Here is a 14,347-nt window from a genome sequence, read left to right on the forward strand (position 1 = left end):
ACAAAATAAATACTTTAAGAATTCTCGAGCTTAGCCACTTGGCCAGTGTTCAACTTTTTCACTATCGCGCTATGCATCTTTCTGCAGTGCTTATAGCGAGTACGACCAGACAAGATACGGCGGCTTTGCTCGTAGGAACCCCACTCGATAACAGTGATTTCTACCTTGCGGGTCCCCCACTTCCTCATAGTCGAAAGATTCGGCTTAAATAAATCAATGGTGTTGGTACCAACCAGAGCCGAACCGTAATCGTTCACCTCATAAACATAAGGTAACCCCTTGATCTTGAATTTCGTCCCCATCGGGTACACCGACCAGTCTGCTGCCGCACTACGCACCTTGTTGGTGTACTTAAGCTGACAGCCTGCTGCACTCTTGAGGCCATGACATCCCTTCTCCTTCTCCATGTGAGAGTACGATGTCGTACGCACGTGTCGACGGTGCTCATCGTGCTTGTATGTCGTCATCCCATGCTTGTCCTTCTGACGACCAAAATCTTTCGCCACCAATTTCGGACACGGAGGGTGAGGCATCCCCTTCTGCACTTTTGTCGTAGTCGTCGCGTCCAATGCACAGCTCGTCATTGCCATGCTCGCGATCAATCCCATTGCTGTCCTAAAAAATAAGTTGCTCATTATCATGTAACTTAGAATTCGTTAGAGCCAACCCGCGAAATGTTGATAATCAACAAGTCCCATTGCTGCTCGCGGCGACTTCTAAGGGCGCCCACCCTCACGCGCAAATCTTTTTTTAGAACACAATCCAATCACACCCACGATTCTTTAAAATTTTAAACGCAGAAACCCCAATACCTACAGGGCTTAGCGCGACTTTTTAGAAAATAGACAATTTCTTATTTTTTTTTGAAAGAATCACTAGATAACCCCGTTCAATCATCTGCATTTTTCTCAATCTGCCCCCCTATTTTGCCCCGGACGCCCCTCGCGAATGCGCTGAGAAAATTGCGGATCGTCATGGGCAGCACGAGCAACTTCATCAATCAAACACCGCTCCCTAAGCTCTTCAAAACTCAAGCCCTCACTGACTATAGCCTCCTTCTGATACAGGTATTGGTCAAGTAAACCGTTGACCAACATCCGAATATCAAATGGTGATCTCCGGTCCTCAGGAATCTGATTCCGAATGCTCGTCGTACAGTTCGCATTCACCACATTGTAAAACTGCGGGTGCTCAGCCAAATGATTCTGCACATCTATGGAACTCAAAAAGAGCTGCTGTACCTCCTCAAGAGGAATTGCAGAACGATACAAGTACACAGGCTCCTCACGAATATTCGTCCGCACCCTCACAGCATCCTCCTCAGAGGCAAAAATATACTGTAACTCAAACATCTTATAGAGCCCACCAAATGGACTGAATGTCTCCCCCTTCTCCCTGCGCGTCTCAATACTTAAACAAATGTGACCATCATCACCAAAATCAAAGGAAAGAATCGGATGCGCCATCAAATTCCCGAGAAAGCGATCGTGAAATATGTCTAACCCCTGAAGCTTAGAATAATGCACCTTCCGCGTCACCCACCTCGGCGTAACCTCCCCATCTCGCGTGTAATCAAAATCTCGAAAATTGTGAAAAGTAATCACATCTCCATCCACGCTCACTGTCCCGGTCTCAGCAAAATCCTCTGCCCATTCTTTGTCATTCGACGGTTGAATGAAACTCCACGGGATAATCACCAAAAGCGACATTCCAAACACACTCAGGACCCTCTGCCATCTCAACGCTAGCCTCCTCCATAACACCACCACTCCAGCCAGCCATAGACACGCCAACAGAGCATTCCAAAGATTCGCCTGCCCCAGCGGCCCATCATAGAACACCGCCCCCCACCAATACACCACATACACAGCTAACACCCCATTGCTGAGGTACCGAAACACCCTAGCCAATACAGCACGCCAATCCATTCGCGACTCATCCATCATTATAATCCGTTCTTATCCAAGTGCTCTAATAAGATCCTCTGCATCTCCTTGACCGCAGCAGGGTCTCTGTGGGCACTGTGCCCAGAGGGCACAATCAACTCACTCTCAGCTCCATCAATATGCGAACTGCTATAGGGTACAATCCCATCTGAACTATTTGGAGTATCCCCCTTACCTCGATCCCCCATGATCGAGTGATACGTGACATAAGGCTCCATCGGTCGATCGACTACAAACTGCAATACCGGATTACCCTCTCGCAGTGTTTTCATGCTATTAACTGGAGCTTCTGAATTGAACAAAGTCTTGCCCAAGTCAGTCATCGACTGAGTCATAGCAACCAAATTCAACTGAACCAAGTTAGTGGGTATCTCTATCAACTTCGCCACAAAACCCCCGTACCAAGTATTGGCCTTATTGCTCCCTCTGTGCGGCGTAGCAATGAATACCGCACGCTTTAACCCTTTCGGCTGATCCACCTCAAAGATCATCTTGTAGTCGTCCTTGATAACATCCGATGTAGGCAATGCATCAATCGGCTCGTTCGAAATACGAGACCAGCTGCTCTCGTCTAACACCCTTACATTCATCGAAGTCAGTAAGCCCCCCATGCTGTGACCAAAAATCACCATCTTATCCGCTCTATCAGACGCTCCGCGAGATTTCGCATAGGCCTCCAAACGTAATAAATCTTCCTTCAACTTAGCTCCAGTCATCCGTGTGGGAAAACCTGTAGGATAATAGTAGGTATAGCCCTGATAGTTCGCCCGAATGCGTGGATCCGCCATGATCTCATTCATCGGATCTGCCCAAGTCATCGGACTCGACACTAAACCATGCACCAAAATCAAAGGTATCTTGTCAGGATCAAACCGCGGCTCTAAATACAAGCCCATCCTCCCAGAGTAGCGCATCGGCCTGAACACACCCATGATCTTAGAAGCTCCAGCCCCAGAGCTTTTTCGCTCAGCCACCATATAATAGGCTGCTGTTAAATTGATGTTCAGATCCCTCTCTCTCCCCCAAAATTTTGCAGAATGACACTTTGTCACGTCATAAAACCGAAACACAGCCTCTCCCGACTCTGTGAACGCAAGTAACGCCGTGAGATTAAAATCCCCACCCACTGGACTCACAAAAGGATTCTCCTTCTCCCCCATCGTTCCATGCAATGCCACCATCGCCGCCCCCACACCCTCTTGGCTCACTTCTGACCGAATACCGCTACGCTGCATACAATCCACCGGAATCAAATCGTCAAAATCCGCCACCGGAAAAATATTCTCCCCCGCCCCATCATAGCGCACGGTATATTCCCTGTGGGCTAAAGTAAATCTCGCCCCCTGCCTTACCCTTCTAGACAATAACAAATCCGCAGATTGACCAACCGCATGGTTGTAGAGAGGAATCAATGCCTCCTCACGCGATCTCCATGCCAATTCCGCAGCATGCAAATAGATCGCTATCGCCCTCTCTGGATCCCTCTTCTCATAACCTCGTGCTGACAATATGTTTTGATGAACGACATCATAGAGCTGCAGCGCCTCCCCCTCACCTAATTCCTTGCGAAAAGTGCTCAGTTTCACGACCGGCTCATCCCTCTCTTTCACATGAATCCCACCACCACACTGCGTCAACACCAGACAAAGCACCACCCCGCTAAAACCTCGCTGAATGCTACCTAAAATTCTCATAACCTAACAATCATGTAGAGAATTCTCACCCCATCGTCAACCACCCATCAGTGACAGCTACCCTCAAACAAAAAAATGCCAGACCTGACAACTGTCAAGCCCAGCACTTACAAGAGAGTGCTAATCTCAGCTATTGAGTAAACCGAGAAACTTCTCACGCCCCGCATAAAGTAAATAGGCTGCAAGCACAGAAATGCCAATCACTGGAGGCTTAAATATAGCCCCGTGACCGATCACATATAGATTAATTGCGAGTATGTTTATGACTATTGGCCCTAACACCAATAATCCTATATTTCGGGTCTTAGGAATTGCCACTAGAATACCTCCAACAATCTCTAGCACCTTCACAAAAGTTAAGAACCCCGTTGGAACAATCGCCCCAAAGAACATTGCTGCAGCCGACCCCTCTGGTGGAGCCCCCCCTGTGGACATGAATTTCAGAAAGAAATTCAACCCGAAGGTGACAAAAGCCAACCCGAGAAGAACCCCTGCAATATCAGGTAATTTTTTCATAATCTCTTCATTTGGTTCATCGGAAGCCTGACACATCAACATCACACTTCTATCCCTAAAGATAAACCTAGATCTCCCCCTTGTCCTCTAATTTACTCCATTAAATAAGACGCAGGGGAGCTCTTCAAATTACGCTTACGCTTCTGGCTTGGCCTTGAGATCAAAGCGGATGACCACCTGTTCACGAATCAAATCGTCAGTCTTCCCAGGGTATTTCACATTGAAATCAAAGCGGTTGATATAAAAATCAGCTTTCACTGTGATCTCTTCAGCGCTCTGCCCCACCGTCACAGGAATATCAATCGATTTCGTCACACCGTGGAAGCTAAAGTTACCAGTCAGCAAATGTGTCTCTCCCTTTGATCCTGCTTTCTTCTCAATACCCGTCACCGTAAAGGTGCTCGTCGGAAATTGCTCCACATCAAAGAAATCCGCGGACAATAAATGCCCAGTCAACTTCTCTGCATCAGACCATGTTGAGCTCATGTCTATCTCAACTTCATGGCCAGACGCCGCTAAGCTCTCCCCATCAACATAAAAATGCCCCGAAAACTTCTTAAAGCCCCCTTCGGGCTTTCCTGTCACTTTCGAACCTACAAAGGTAATCGTTGAGTCCTCAGTAAAAGTCCATTTCTGACCGCTAACTTCCCCCTGAGTAATTTCTTTTGCCTCAGAGACAGTAGCTGCTGTTGACTTGTCAGCTGGATTCTCACAAGCAACAAGAACGAGTGTGGTAGCGCCTGTTAGCGCAAGTAGTGTTGGTTTCATAGTATTGGTTGTTATTAGTTTGGTTTATTTAAGATCAAAAAGAAGTGCCTCTACCGGCTCTCTAGCTGTGAGGCGCAAACCTCCAGCTTCTTCCGTAAAAGCTGCATCCCCTGAAAAAATTTCACTATCGTTCACAATGAGCTCACCTTTTACTAACTGCACCCACGCTCCCCTTCCCTCAGCTAGAAAATGCGTCAAAGCCTCCCCTGTTTCTAACTGAATGCGGTACACGTAAGCATCCTGGTGAATGATTGCCGATTGCTCTCTTCCATCTGGAGAGATGATCAATGATTTGTTCGCCCCAAGCTGCTCCTCAGTAGGAGTCCACTCTGTATAACTTGGCTCTAAGCCCTGCCTTGCTGGCATGATCCAAATTTGCAATAATGAGGCATCCTCGGTCAGTGAAGCATTGAACTCAGAATGAGTAACGCCACTTCCAGCCGACATCATCTGAATCTGCCCAGGACGAATCACCCCTTGATTCCCCATGCTGTCCTTATGCTCCATCGCACCGCTCAGCATGTAAGTGAAAATCTCCATGTCTCGGTGCGGATGAGTGTCAAAACCTTCACCACCCCGAATCACATCCTGATTGATCACTCTCAGGCTCCGAAACCCCATCTGCTCTGGATTGTAATAGTGGGCAAATGAAAAACTGTGATAGCTATCCAACCAACCATGATTGGCGTGCCCCCTCTCACTCGAACGTAAAATCTGTAATGCTTTCGTCTTCATGCCCTCATACTGCCTCAAATCCCCCCCTTTGTCTCATGTTCAGAAATCAGCCATGGCATACCTAAAAGGCATACTTGATCACATAATTAATACCTATTAGACATAGATTATGCAAATCCGCCAACTCCGCTATTTCCTCAAAGTCGCCGAACTCGGCAGCATCACTGCCGCCGCTAAAGCCCTGCGTATGACCCAACCAGCCCTCAGTAGACAAATCCGCGCCTTCGAAGACGACTGTGGCTGGCACCTCATCAACCGCGGAGCCAAATCCATCCAACTGACAAGAGAGGGACAAATCGTCGAGCGAGAAGGAATCCACCTCATCGAAGAAGTAGAAAGACGCCTCGCCACCATGCAACGTGAAATCGATGGAGGAATCATCCGTATCGGCTACGCTCCCAGCCTCGGTGGCAAACTTCTAAAAAAAGCAATGAGCTGCTTCGTCCAACGCCACCCAAGCGTCAAAGTCGACCTCCTCGATTCCACCTCGGAGGAAATGAAAGAAAAAATCCTTAACGGCAAAATTGATCTCATGGTCGGCGCCTACGCACCTGAAAAAGGAATCGACTGGGAAGTACTACTCGAAAAAAAACTCTTCCTAGCCACCCCCCAACAACACCCTCTAGCTAACGCACCCGTCGCCACCCCTGAGCTGCTAGACGGTCAGCGTATCCTCCTGCTCTCACGCCACGACTACCCAGAATACTACCGTGGCGTCCTCTCCTACTTTAAACAAAACCAGATCAATGCCAAAGTCGCCGGTGAATTCGATGGAATCGAAAGCCTCCGGGTTGCCCTCGAAGCCGGCATCGGTATCGCTCTCGTCGCCGAAGGCGCTAATGTAGGATCCGAAGTCACACTCCTCCCCCTCCACCCCTCACCAAGCCCCGTCCGAGTCGCCGTAGCTTGGCACAACGATCGCTCACTCGATACCATCACCGCATCCTTCGTCGAAGAACTCACACAAGCCGCCCAGACATGACGACTCAGAACCTTCAAGTTGCTCCCTGATGTAAGGTCAGCTCTTGCTGTGGCTTTGGAATCGTAATTCCCTCTCTATCAAATGCAGCCTTGATCTGTTTATTGAGTTCCCAGTACACCGGCCAATAATCCTCTGTCTTTACCCAAGGGCGGAAAAAGAGATCCACTGAAATATCCGTAAGCCCATTCACTCCAAAGACAGGTTCCGGCTTCCCTAATACTTTCTCGTGCCCTTTGGCTAACTCAATTAAGAGCTCTCCCGCCTTCTCAATGTCATCATCATGACTGATGCTGAAATTAAAATCAATCCGACGCACCGACCGTCCAGTGTAGTTGGTTATCGTGTTACCCCACGCCTTCCTGTTAGGAATTACAAGCTCTTTGTTATCGATAGTTACCAAGGTCGTCGAAACAAAACTCATGCGCTCAACCTTCCCCTTCACTCCGTCAATCAAAACGAAATCATCCACATCAAATGGCTTGTATATCATGATCATCAAGCCACTCCAAAAATTGACAATACTATCCTGTAGCGCAAAACCAATCACCACCCCTCCCGCACCCAGTGCTGTCAACATCGAGCCAACATGCACTCCTACAGCCGCCAAAGCCACAAAAAAACCTATCACAAATACGACAAAACCTATGGTCTTCTCGATGAACTCACGAAGCATCCTAGACCCCCTGTGATGTCTACGCATGATGCGCCTAGTCACACTCGCTATCAACTTTCCAAACCCTGCGAAAAAGAACAAAATGATGACAAAGCGAGTGGTTTTCTTAATAAACTCTTTCCCTCCTTCACGGCTATCAAACCACACCCCAAAATCTGCAGCTAGAGCAGTCACTTGCTCACTCGGACTCTTGGTCGTAGCATCCTTGGTTTCCACCACTGCTGCCACATACTTTCTTTCTAAATCTACATTCCCCCCCTTCTGTTCGTACGCATGAATGACCGTGTTGATATGCTTTACCAGGACTAATTCATCACGCCGGTAATTCAGTTGCTCCTCCCGTAATTTTAACCCCTCTGCTGATTCCAATTCCTCCGCTTCCATGCGGGCTATCTCTAAATTCACTCGGGAAGCATCCGTAATCAACTTCTTGAGCAAGGCCATCCATTCCTCTAACTCCACCCCTAACTCTTCCTTTGTCAATGGCCGCAACATCATGCGTAACTCGCTAGATGGTAATTCCACCCCCCGTGCATCTGCAGACAATACATAGTGCAACGAGTTTGGATCCACTACCTCCTCCACAATCACAGCTTGCTTCACAGGTTTTGACTCCTCAGCACCTAGACTAGGCACTAGCAGTGTCCCTAAAATGAATAATTGGTGAATCACTTTCATGCGCTTGCCCACCAATCTATCGACCCACCACCCATTTCCTCAAGTACGAATATCCCGATACCATTCGAGCCTACCTAAAGCAGTCCCTCCTCTGAGACTAACACGCTCCCTTCACCTTCAACCCTGCAAACCCAACAGATTGCATTCTTTACATTAGTTTTTCTATCAGCCTATTATGAGGGGCAACTTTTGCGCACCTCTCCTAGCCATAGACTGCTAACGAATAACGAAGAACCGGCTACACGCCATGACCCTACACACACTTAGCTTCCTAGAAACGCTCTTTGAGTCCACCATTCTAAGGCAATCCATTGTCATTGGCATCTCCACCTTATTTTTCCTCCTCGCATGGCTTATTGTCAGAAAAATCTTCCGCTGGATTGGCACCGAAGACGGCCGTTTCTTCCATAAACGCATTCGTTCCATCAAACTTCAGGACCAAGAATTACTTAAAGCCGATGAAATTTGTAAACTGAGCTCAACAGTCACATCCACAATCCGCAGGCTCATCAATATTCTCCTCATCGCAGCTCTCGCCGTAGCCGTCCTCACACAGTTCAATACCACCAAACACATTCCAGAAATTGTCTGGAACTACCTATCTAAACAATACCTCGAAATTCAGGCCGACTTCATCGCCTTCATCCCAGACTTGGTATTCATCCTCATTGTTGCCTTCCTCGCTAACTTTCTCATTCGTATTGTTAGACTCGTCTTCGATGGTCTAGATCGGGGACGCATCCAAATTGATGGATTCTACCAAGAATGGGCCCGCCCTACATTTGTTCTTGTTAGACTACTCATCATCGTCTTCGCCTTTGTAATTGTCTTCCCCTACCTACCTGGTTCCCAATCACCAGCTCTGCAAGGCCTCTCTATCTTCATCGGCGTACTCGTCTCACTCGGTTCTACATCCGCCATCACCAATATCATTGCAGGCATCGCAATCACCTACATGCGAGCCTTCCAAACGGGTGACCGCGTGCGCATCGCAGAAACCACAGGCGATATCGTCGAAAAATCTCTCCTCGTCACCCGAATCCGCACACCAAAAAACGTCGTCATTTCCATCCCCAACTCCATGGTAATGAATAATCATATCGTCAATTACAGCACGCATGCCAAAGGTTCAGGTGTCCTCCTGCATATCTCCGTCACTATCGGATACGATGTCCCCTGGCGCAAAGTTCATGAACTACTCATTGCTGCTGCGGATGGTATTGAATTTATTGAAAAAGAGAGAACCCCCTTTGTACTTCAAAAAGCTCTCGGTGATTTCAGTGTAGAATACGAAATTAACGTCCTCACCCGTCAACCTCGCAAAACACCTCTCATCTACTCACAACTTAATCAATCCATCCAAGATAAGTTCAATGAAGCTGGAGTCGAAATCATGTCACCAACCTTCTCCGGCGTTCGAGATGCGAACCATATCACCATTCCAGAGGAATACCTCGATTCCGACTACCAAGCTCAACCCTTTAAACTCTCACAGTTGCTGACCGGAAAACCTAAAGTCGAATAGCCACCCTCACGCCGGCCTCTTACACCGAGAAACTGTCAGAACTAACAATACTGAAGTTGGAACCAGCAGCCACCAATACTGAAATTGCTCAACTCTCGCATCTGGCTCAGAAACCACCCCACTGTTGAGATGTTTTTTAACACGCTGCTTTAGGTCAATACGTAAACTCACATCATTCTCTACTAACTTCTTGAGATCGTCATCAAGTTCTCTAACACTCCAACGCTCCACATCTAAAAGAACGCTTTCAAGTACCTCGGGGTGTGACTGTAAAAGATCTGAATAGAACACTATAACGTCCCCTCTGTATTCAGTCTCCCCAAATGTCGAGAGCGCTTGCATCACAGCTCCCACCTCTTGAGGACTTCTAGCTTCTTCCGAAAAATACCACTCTTTTATATTGGAAATCGCCTGTTCCTTATTCGTTTCCAAGTAACAAAGCAACCATGCTGACAACTGTGTTGTGAGGTGGTAGTCAGCTAAAATAGCACAGCGCTGCGCAATCTTCTCCCCATCTGCCTCATCCGCCATTTGAGCCAGCAAAAGAATATACAGTGCGTGCCATTCTACCATCCTTTGATTAGCCAAAAATTGGAGTAGCTCTTGCTTACTCACAGCATGCTCAATTTTCCTAATCTGAGGATAAGGAGCCCTAGCTACTTCCAAGTGAGCCAAGCGCCGTAATGTCTCCTCCTCATGCTTCAACAACGGCGCAAAATACGCAGCTCTCTCCTTCATCCCCCCACCCCATGAATGACTGATGAGATCCTCCATCACAGGCCGCATAGACTCCTTGAAAACCGCCAATTGCTCCCATTCCTCACCTTCCCTACTACAAAGAATCGCACGCTGTGGATAAACGTCTAACATTCTTCTAGTAGAGCTGGGAAGATACAACTCAAGCCCCACCTCATCACCCCGCAAGACCTCTACTGACTCTAAATGAAAGGGCCTCTCGCTATTTTCCCGAGCCAAAACCACAGCCTCAGCTGCTATCAGCCGGTCCAGCAAAGTGTCCTCAGGATACGGTAGGCATATCTGACACGCATGTGCCAAGCCCACCCAAATAGTCGATAACAGTAGGGTCCGTATCACGGCCAAAATGCTACCACACGCTCCAAGACCCAAAAAGCTGCGACAGAGCCAATCGCATAGGGAGCCACATAACGTGACCAATCAGGCATTCTCAGCGGCAGACGCCTAACCAAATGATAGCCTCCCACTAAAACAGCAACAAACGCCAACTGCCCCAATTCCACCCCTATGTTGAAACTAAGAAGCGCCATAGGTATGGCACTCTGAGGCAAGCCAATCTCACTCAAGGCCCCCGCAAAACCGAATCCATGAAGTAAACCAAAGCTGAATGCTACCACCCAAGGTGCGCGTTCTGTCAGACCTGGCTTTCCTTGATAAGATCGTAAAATCTCTGCAGCAACAAAAACAATACTCAGAGCTATGATCGCCTCCACAGGAGCTCCTGGGACTGAGACAAAGCCTAAACTCGCCAAGCCTAACGTAATACTGTGTGCTAGAGTAAATGCCGTGATCGTCCCAATAAGTAACTTCCAGGAACGTACTACTAACAAAAGTGCTAAAACAAAAAGTAGGTGATCAATCCCTAATAAAATATGCTCCACCCCGAGAACTAAATAGGTCCATATCACTTCTCCTATGGTCGGTTCCTCCGGGATCAGGTAGCTACTATTCTCGGGAGTAAGCCGATGGGTCAACGATGTTCCATTGGCATATTCCACTCTACACAGAACATCTGTAAGGGTTCTCTCTAAACCATCAATGTAAATACTTGCTCCAGCCAAGCCCCCTGATTTCGAGACCTGCATCCTTTGGATGTGAGCCCCCCCCACAAATCCAGATACCGGCTCAGAAAGTGTCTCCACCCCATCAGAGAAGCGTAAATTCAGACTCAATCTCTGATCCATACCCTTCGCTGGAACCTTCCATAACACATCATACTGGCCATCAGTAATCTCTTGGATTTCCAAATAGGCCGGACGCATCTCATGGGCTAGCACCCCACTGCTAGTTATGAGAAAGATGAGAACAATAAATCGGTATAACTTCATGCACCACTCCCTTGTTCTGGCCATTCAATCACGACCTCGTATTTCTCAAGGAACTTTTCGTTGAACTGTCTGCGCCTCTCTAACTTTTGCGCGTGTAGCCACTCTCGCTTCACCTTGTCACGAATTTCAGCCAACTGTGGCACGGAACCCTCAGTCCGTTGACTCACCTTCACAAAATGCGACCCTAAACCAGATTGCAGAGGCCCACTCCATTCTCCTACCTTCAGACCCGACAATTTGCCTGAAAAATCCTGACCAAAGTCTCGATCCACTTTCCAACGAGGCACTTCCTTCTGCTCCCTTGCTATGAAATACGAGTCACTCTCCACCTCCTCACCAGACTGCAGCTTCTCCTCAACTTCCTTCAAATAACTCTTCAGATCACCTGCATGCTTCTGCGGGTTGATATATATTTGCTCAAAACTATAGCTCCCGTCTTTGCGAAATTTCTCCGGATTCTCCGATAAGTACACCTCCAACTCAGAATCATCTCCATCCGATGCCATCAAAACATCATCAGTTAGAAATTCTAACTTCTGCCGCATGCGCCTGCGGATGATCGTATCGTCCTGATCAATCCCCATGGCCACAGCTTGCCGATAATAAATCTCCTCAATGACATAATCATCTATCAATGCTTTAAGCTCATGCTCCGTCGGTGGACGTTGCCATGTCTTCTCATACACATTGATAAATTGTTCGATACGCCCCTCAGAGATCACTATCGTGTCCTCACCCGGCCCCTCTTCTTGATTCACCAGCGAGTACAACCCAAATAAACCCGCCCCTATTAGCATAAAATGGAGCAATGGCTCCCGCACTAGTTTCTTCATTTAAATCAATTACTTCTTCGGTGTGTACCAAATCGGTGAGGTGTACGCACGCTCTTGTGTCGTCATCGGCACCTCTTTGCTCATCTCTACATTGAAACGCTTCGCTTCATAAGCTGTCCAGCGCGGAGTGGGTATTTCAATCACTCTTGCATAATAAAAAGCAGATTGTTCCGCATCAAATTCTGGATCCTGCCAAAAACTCACCAACTCTGGCGCCCCAATACTATTTTCCCAAGTGGCCTTCTTAACATCCACCGTGTTGCCAACTGCTGGCAGTTTACCCTTCTCATCTGGTTTGCGATCCCCAGACCACACCACGTCGTAAACCTTCTCATGAGTCTTCCCATCACCATCTATCCATCCCTTTACAATTTGAATTCTATCAAGATTACCACTGTATGGATCCTTCATAGCAGCAACTAAAAAGTTAGGGGCTTTGCTCTCACCTCTAGCAGGTAAATCACCCCCCATAGGCACTCCCTTCAAGTAACCAGCATCCGCAGGTAAACGTGATGCTCCATCCTCCTGAGTAAATTCCCAACCGCCGAAGAAACGAACAATCATACGCGGCCCCGTCGTCGCATAAGTTTCCTTGCGCTTCATCGCATCAAAGATCGCTTCCCGCGTATTCTCGCGGACCCAAACCGCTGCATATCCACCAGCCGCTTGCTGCCACCCCTTTATCGAATAAGTAGGGTCAGGAGCTTCTATTACCATGTGCTCCCAGCGCTTCGGCTCAGGCTCTACTCCTGAGTGCTTACCAAAGAAATTCTCTTCTTCTACAGCAGCCATCGCAGTGTGAGCATCGGAACTCCCAATCATGCCAAACTTATAGGGATTAATTCCTAACTTCTTCTCTAGCTTCAAGCCAGTTTTAAGCGCTTCCCGCGTGTACTCCCACTGCAGCATCTCAGGCTTCTTGACCTCCGTGCCATTTAAATTCGACTTATCCCATGTCTCGTAGTCCGCAAACTCATCGTTCGGAGATAACATCGGATGCGCCTCACTGTCTCCCTTGATTTGAGTCACTTCTACTATTTTCTCAAAGTGCGCCCGGCGTTCAGCAATCTCTTTGGTCAATGGCTTGCCATCAAATGTTTCCACAGTAAACATCCGACCATTACTCAAATTACCATTGTGAGGAATCGTCATCACCTCTGCACCACTCTGCTTTTCAAAGCCTTCGAGATGTTTCCATAAATCCTCGGGGTTCTTACTATCAAACTGAGAAAAAGGAACCACTTGATTGGCCACCGAGGCATCACCTCTAAAAATCACATTTCGGTGCAAATTGTTCCCACCAATAGCTGTCCATTCATAGCCAATCAATGCCGTAAAGCGCCCCGGATCATTATACTTATCCGCCAAAGCAGTATAATCCTGCCAAGCATTCTTCACCGCTCTATCACTCTTGATAGGAACCTCATCTCCAGATAATGAGGCCACGATCTCCATTGCTGTATCAAATACCACTTTGTCATCACCCGAGGTCAGCGCTTTGTGCCATCGCTTCCCAGTTTCCGTACTCAAGATCTCTTGGTCTCCACCCAATAACTGAGGCATCAAACCATACATTTCTGCATGATCCGAGATCACTAAGAAATCAAGTGGACGCGATAGCTTTGCCTTCAAGCCATGCGTCGTTGTGATCTCCTCACCTCGAGCAAAACGATAGGCGTCTTCCTGACCAATCCGACACATTGTCCCAGCATCCACCGAGACTGCAGTGTGCAAATGCGTGTCCCCCCAAAAAACTTGAGTTGGAAAATCCCTGCCGGCATAGGGCGAAAACTTCTGCTTAACAGTCGCATCCACCCCATCTTTGGTGGGAATTTGGTCTGCGAATCCGGTCGCTGCTATGCCAATGGCACTGAGAGTAATTGCTGGGAGTTTCATAAGTCTGAGGGGCTAGA

General features: G+C 47.8%; 13 protein-coding genes. 2 read left to right on the forward strand and 11 right to left on the reverse strand.

Annotation, left to right across the window (positions count from 1 at the left end; genetic code table 11):
• Positions 1 to 14: 14 nt before the first annotated feature.
• The 6 genes from ACFSW8_RS08985 to ACFSW8_RS09010 all read right to left on the reverse strand — a co-directional run bounded on the left by ACFSW8_RS08985 (position 15) and on the right by ACFSW8_RS09010 (position 5,659).
• Complete coding sequence (locus tag ACFSW8_RS08985; RefSeq protein WP_377087385.1) at positions 15 to 635, reverse strand: 3D domain-containing protein; 621 nt, start codon at positions 633 to 635, stop codon at positions 15 to 17.
• 273 nt (positions 636 to 908) lie between these two features.
• Complete coding sequence (locus tag ACFSW8_RS08990) at positions 909 to 1,946, reverse strand: lipoprotein N-acyltransferase Lnb domain-containing protein (RefSeq protein ID WP_377087386.1); 1,038 nt, start codon at positions 1,944 to 1,946, stop codon at positions 909 to 911.
• The gene (locus ACFSW8_RS08995; protein WP_377178018.1) at positions 1,946 to 3,532 is read right to left on the reverse strand and encodes an esterase/lipase family protein; all 1,587 of its coding nucleotides are present in this window, start codon (positions 3,530 to 3,532) and stop codon (positions 1,946 to 1,948) included. Before ACFSW8_RS08995 ends, ACFSW8_RS08990 begins: the two co-directional genes overlap by 1 nt.
• Before the next feature lie 234 nt (positions 3,533 to 3,766).
• Complete coding sequence (locus ACFSW8_RS09000) at positions 3,767 to 4,156, reverse strand: DoxX family protein (RefSeq protein WP_377178020.1); 390 nt, start codon at positions 4,154 to 4,156, stop codon at positions 3,767 to 3,769.
• A gap of 135 nt (positions 4,157 to 4,291) precedes the next feature.
• Positions 4,292 to 4,924: a YceI family protein gene (locus tag ACFSW8_RS09005; protein ID WP_377087392.1), complete on the reverse strand. Its 633-nt coding sequence runs from the start codon at positions 4,922 to 4,924 to the stop codon at positions 4,292 to 4,294.
• 24 nt (positions 4,925 to 4,948) lie between these two features.
• Positions 4,949 to 5,659 carry a pirin family protein gene (locus ACFSW8_RS09010; protein ID WP_377087393.1) on the reverse strand — a complete coding sequence of 237 codons (711 nt, stop codon included), beginning with the start codon at positions 5,657 to 5,659 and terminating at the stop codon, positions 4,949 to 4,951.
• 109 nt (positions 5,660 to 5,768) lie between these two features.
• On the opposite strand from ACFSW8_RS09010, the gene ACFSW8_RS09015 reads away from it, so the two are divergent.
• Positions 5,769 to 6,641: a LysR family transcriptional regulator gene (locus tag ACFSW8_RS09015; RefSeq protein ID WP_377087394.1), complete on the forward strand. Its 873-nt coding sequence runs from the start codon at positions 5,769 to 5,771 to the stop codon at positions 6,639 to 6,641.
• 13 nt (positions 6,642 to 6,654) lie between these two features.
• Here the strand turns inward: ACFSW8_RS09015 and ACFSW8_RS09020 are convergent, their stop codons facing one another.
• On the reverse strand, positions 6,655 to 7,992 hold the full coding sequence (locus ACFSW8_RS09020; protein ID WP_377087396.1) for a mechanosensitive ion channel family protein: 1,338 nt from the start codon (positions 7,990 to 7,992) through the stop codon (positions 6,655 to 6,657).
• A gap of 247 nt (positions 7,993 to 8,239) precedes the next feature.
• Here ACFSW8_RS09020 and ACFSW8_RS09025 point away from each other — a divergent pair, with 247 nt between their 5' ends.
• Complete coding sequence (locus ACFSW8_RS09025) at positions 8,240 to 9,517, forward strand: mechanosensitive ion channel family protein (protein WP_377087399.1); 1,278 nt, start codon at positions 8,240 to 8,242, stop codon at positions 9,515 to 9,517.
• 6 nt (positions 9,518 to 9,523) lie between these two features.
• On the opposite strand, the gene ACFSW8_RS09030 is transcribed toward ACFSW8_RS09025, so the two are convergent.
• The 4 genes from ACFSW8_RS09030 to ACFSW8_RS09045 form a co-directional block, all read right to left on the reverse strand.
• Entirely contained in the window at positions 9,524 to 10,387 is an 864-nt protein-coding gene (locus tag ACFSW8_RS09030) for a hypothetical protein (RefSeq protein ID WP_377178022.1), read from the reverse strand.
• A gap of 221 nt (positions 10,388 to 10,608) precedes the next feature.
• Positions 10,609 to 11,601: a HupE/UreJ family protein gene (locus ACFSW8_RS09035; RefSeq protein WP_377178024.1), complete on the reverse strand. Its 993-nt coding sequence runs from the start codon at positions 11,599 to 11,601 to the stop codon at positions 10,609 to 10,611.
• Positions 11,598 to 12,434, reverse strand: a complete 837-nt coding sequence (locus tag ACFSW8_RS09040; RefSeq protein WP_377087404.1) for a peptidyl-prolyl cis-trans isomerase — start codon at positions 12,432 to 12,434, stop codon at positions 11,598 to 11,600. The genes ACFSW8_RS09035 and ACFSW8_RS09040 overlap by 4 nt, the downstream gene beginning before the upstream one ends.
• Positions 12,435 to 12,443: 9 nt before the next feature.
• Positions 12,444 to 14,330 carry a DUF3604 domain-containing protein gene (locus tag ACFSW8_RS09045; protein ID WP_377087406.1) on the reverse strand — a complete coding sequence of 629 codons (1,887 nt, stop codon included), beginning with the start codon at positions 14,328 to 14,330 and terminating at the stop codon, positions 12,444 to 12,446.
• Positions 14,331 to 14,347: the final 17 nt, after the last annotated feature.

This window comes from Rubritalea tangerina (assembly GCF_042683245.1).
In the GTDB taxonomy this organism is placed as follows: domain Bacteria; phylum Verrucomicrobiota; class Verrucomicrobiia; order Verrucomicrobiales; family Akkermansiaceae; genus Rubritalea; species Rubritalea tangerina.

What these genes read in the sequence shown, in the direction of transcription:
- ACFSW8_RS08985 (WP_377087385.1), bottom strand. Translation starts at nt 635, where the DNA reads ATGAGCAACTTATTTTTTAGGACAGCAATGGGATTGATCGCGAGCATG.
- ACFSW8_RS08990 (WP_377087386.1), bottom strand. Translation starts at nt 1,946, where the DNA reads ATGATGGATGAGTCGCGAATGGATTGGCGTGCTGTATTGGCTAGGGTG.
- ACFSW8_RS09000 (WP_377178020.1), bottom strand. Translation starts at nt 4,156, where the DNA reads ATGAAAAAATTACCTGATATTGCAGGGGTTCTTCTCGGGTTGGCTTTT.
- ACFSW8_RS09005 (WP_377087392.1), bottom strand. Translation starts at nt 4,924, where the DNA reads ATGAAACCAACACTACTTGCGCTAACAGGCGCTACCACACTCGTTCTT.
- ACFSW8_RS09010 (WP_377087393.1), bottom strand. Translation starts at nt 5,659, where the DNA reads ATGAAGACGAAAGCATTACAGATTTTACGTTCGAGTGAGAGGGGGCAC.
- ACFSW8_RS09015 (WP_377087394.1), top strand. Translation starts at nt 5,769, where the DNA reads ATGCAAATCCGCCAACTCCGCTATTTCCTCAAAGTCGCCGAACTCGGC.
- ACFSW8_RS09020 (WP_377087396.1), bottom strand. Translation starts at nt 7,992, where the DNA reads ATGAAAGTGATTCACCAATTATTCATTTTAGGGACACTGCTAGTGCCT.
- ACFSW8_RS09025 (WP_377087399.1), top strand. Translation starts at nt 8,240, where the DNA reads ATGACCCTACACACACTTAGCTTCCTAGAAACGCTCTTTGAGTCCACC.
- ACFSW8_RS09030 (WP_377178022.1), bottom strand. Translation starts at nt 10,387, where the DNA reads ATGTTAGACGTTTATCCACAGCGTGCGATTCTTTGTAGTAGGGAAGGT.
- ACFSW8_RS09035 (WP_377178024.1), bottom strand. Translation starts at nt 11,601, where the DNA reads ATGAAGTTATACCGATTTATTGTTCTCATCTTTCTCATAACTAGCAGT.
- ACFSW8_RS09040 (WP_377087404.1), bottom strand. Translation starts at nt 12,434, where the DNA reads ATGAAGAAACTAGTGCGGGAGCCATTGCTCCATTTTATGCTAATAGGG.
- ACFSW8_RS09045 (WP_377087406.1), bottom strand. Translation starts at nt 14,330, where the DNA reads ATGAAACTCCCAGCAATTACTCTCAGTGCCATTGGCATAGCAGCGACC.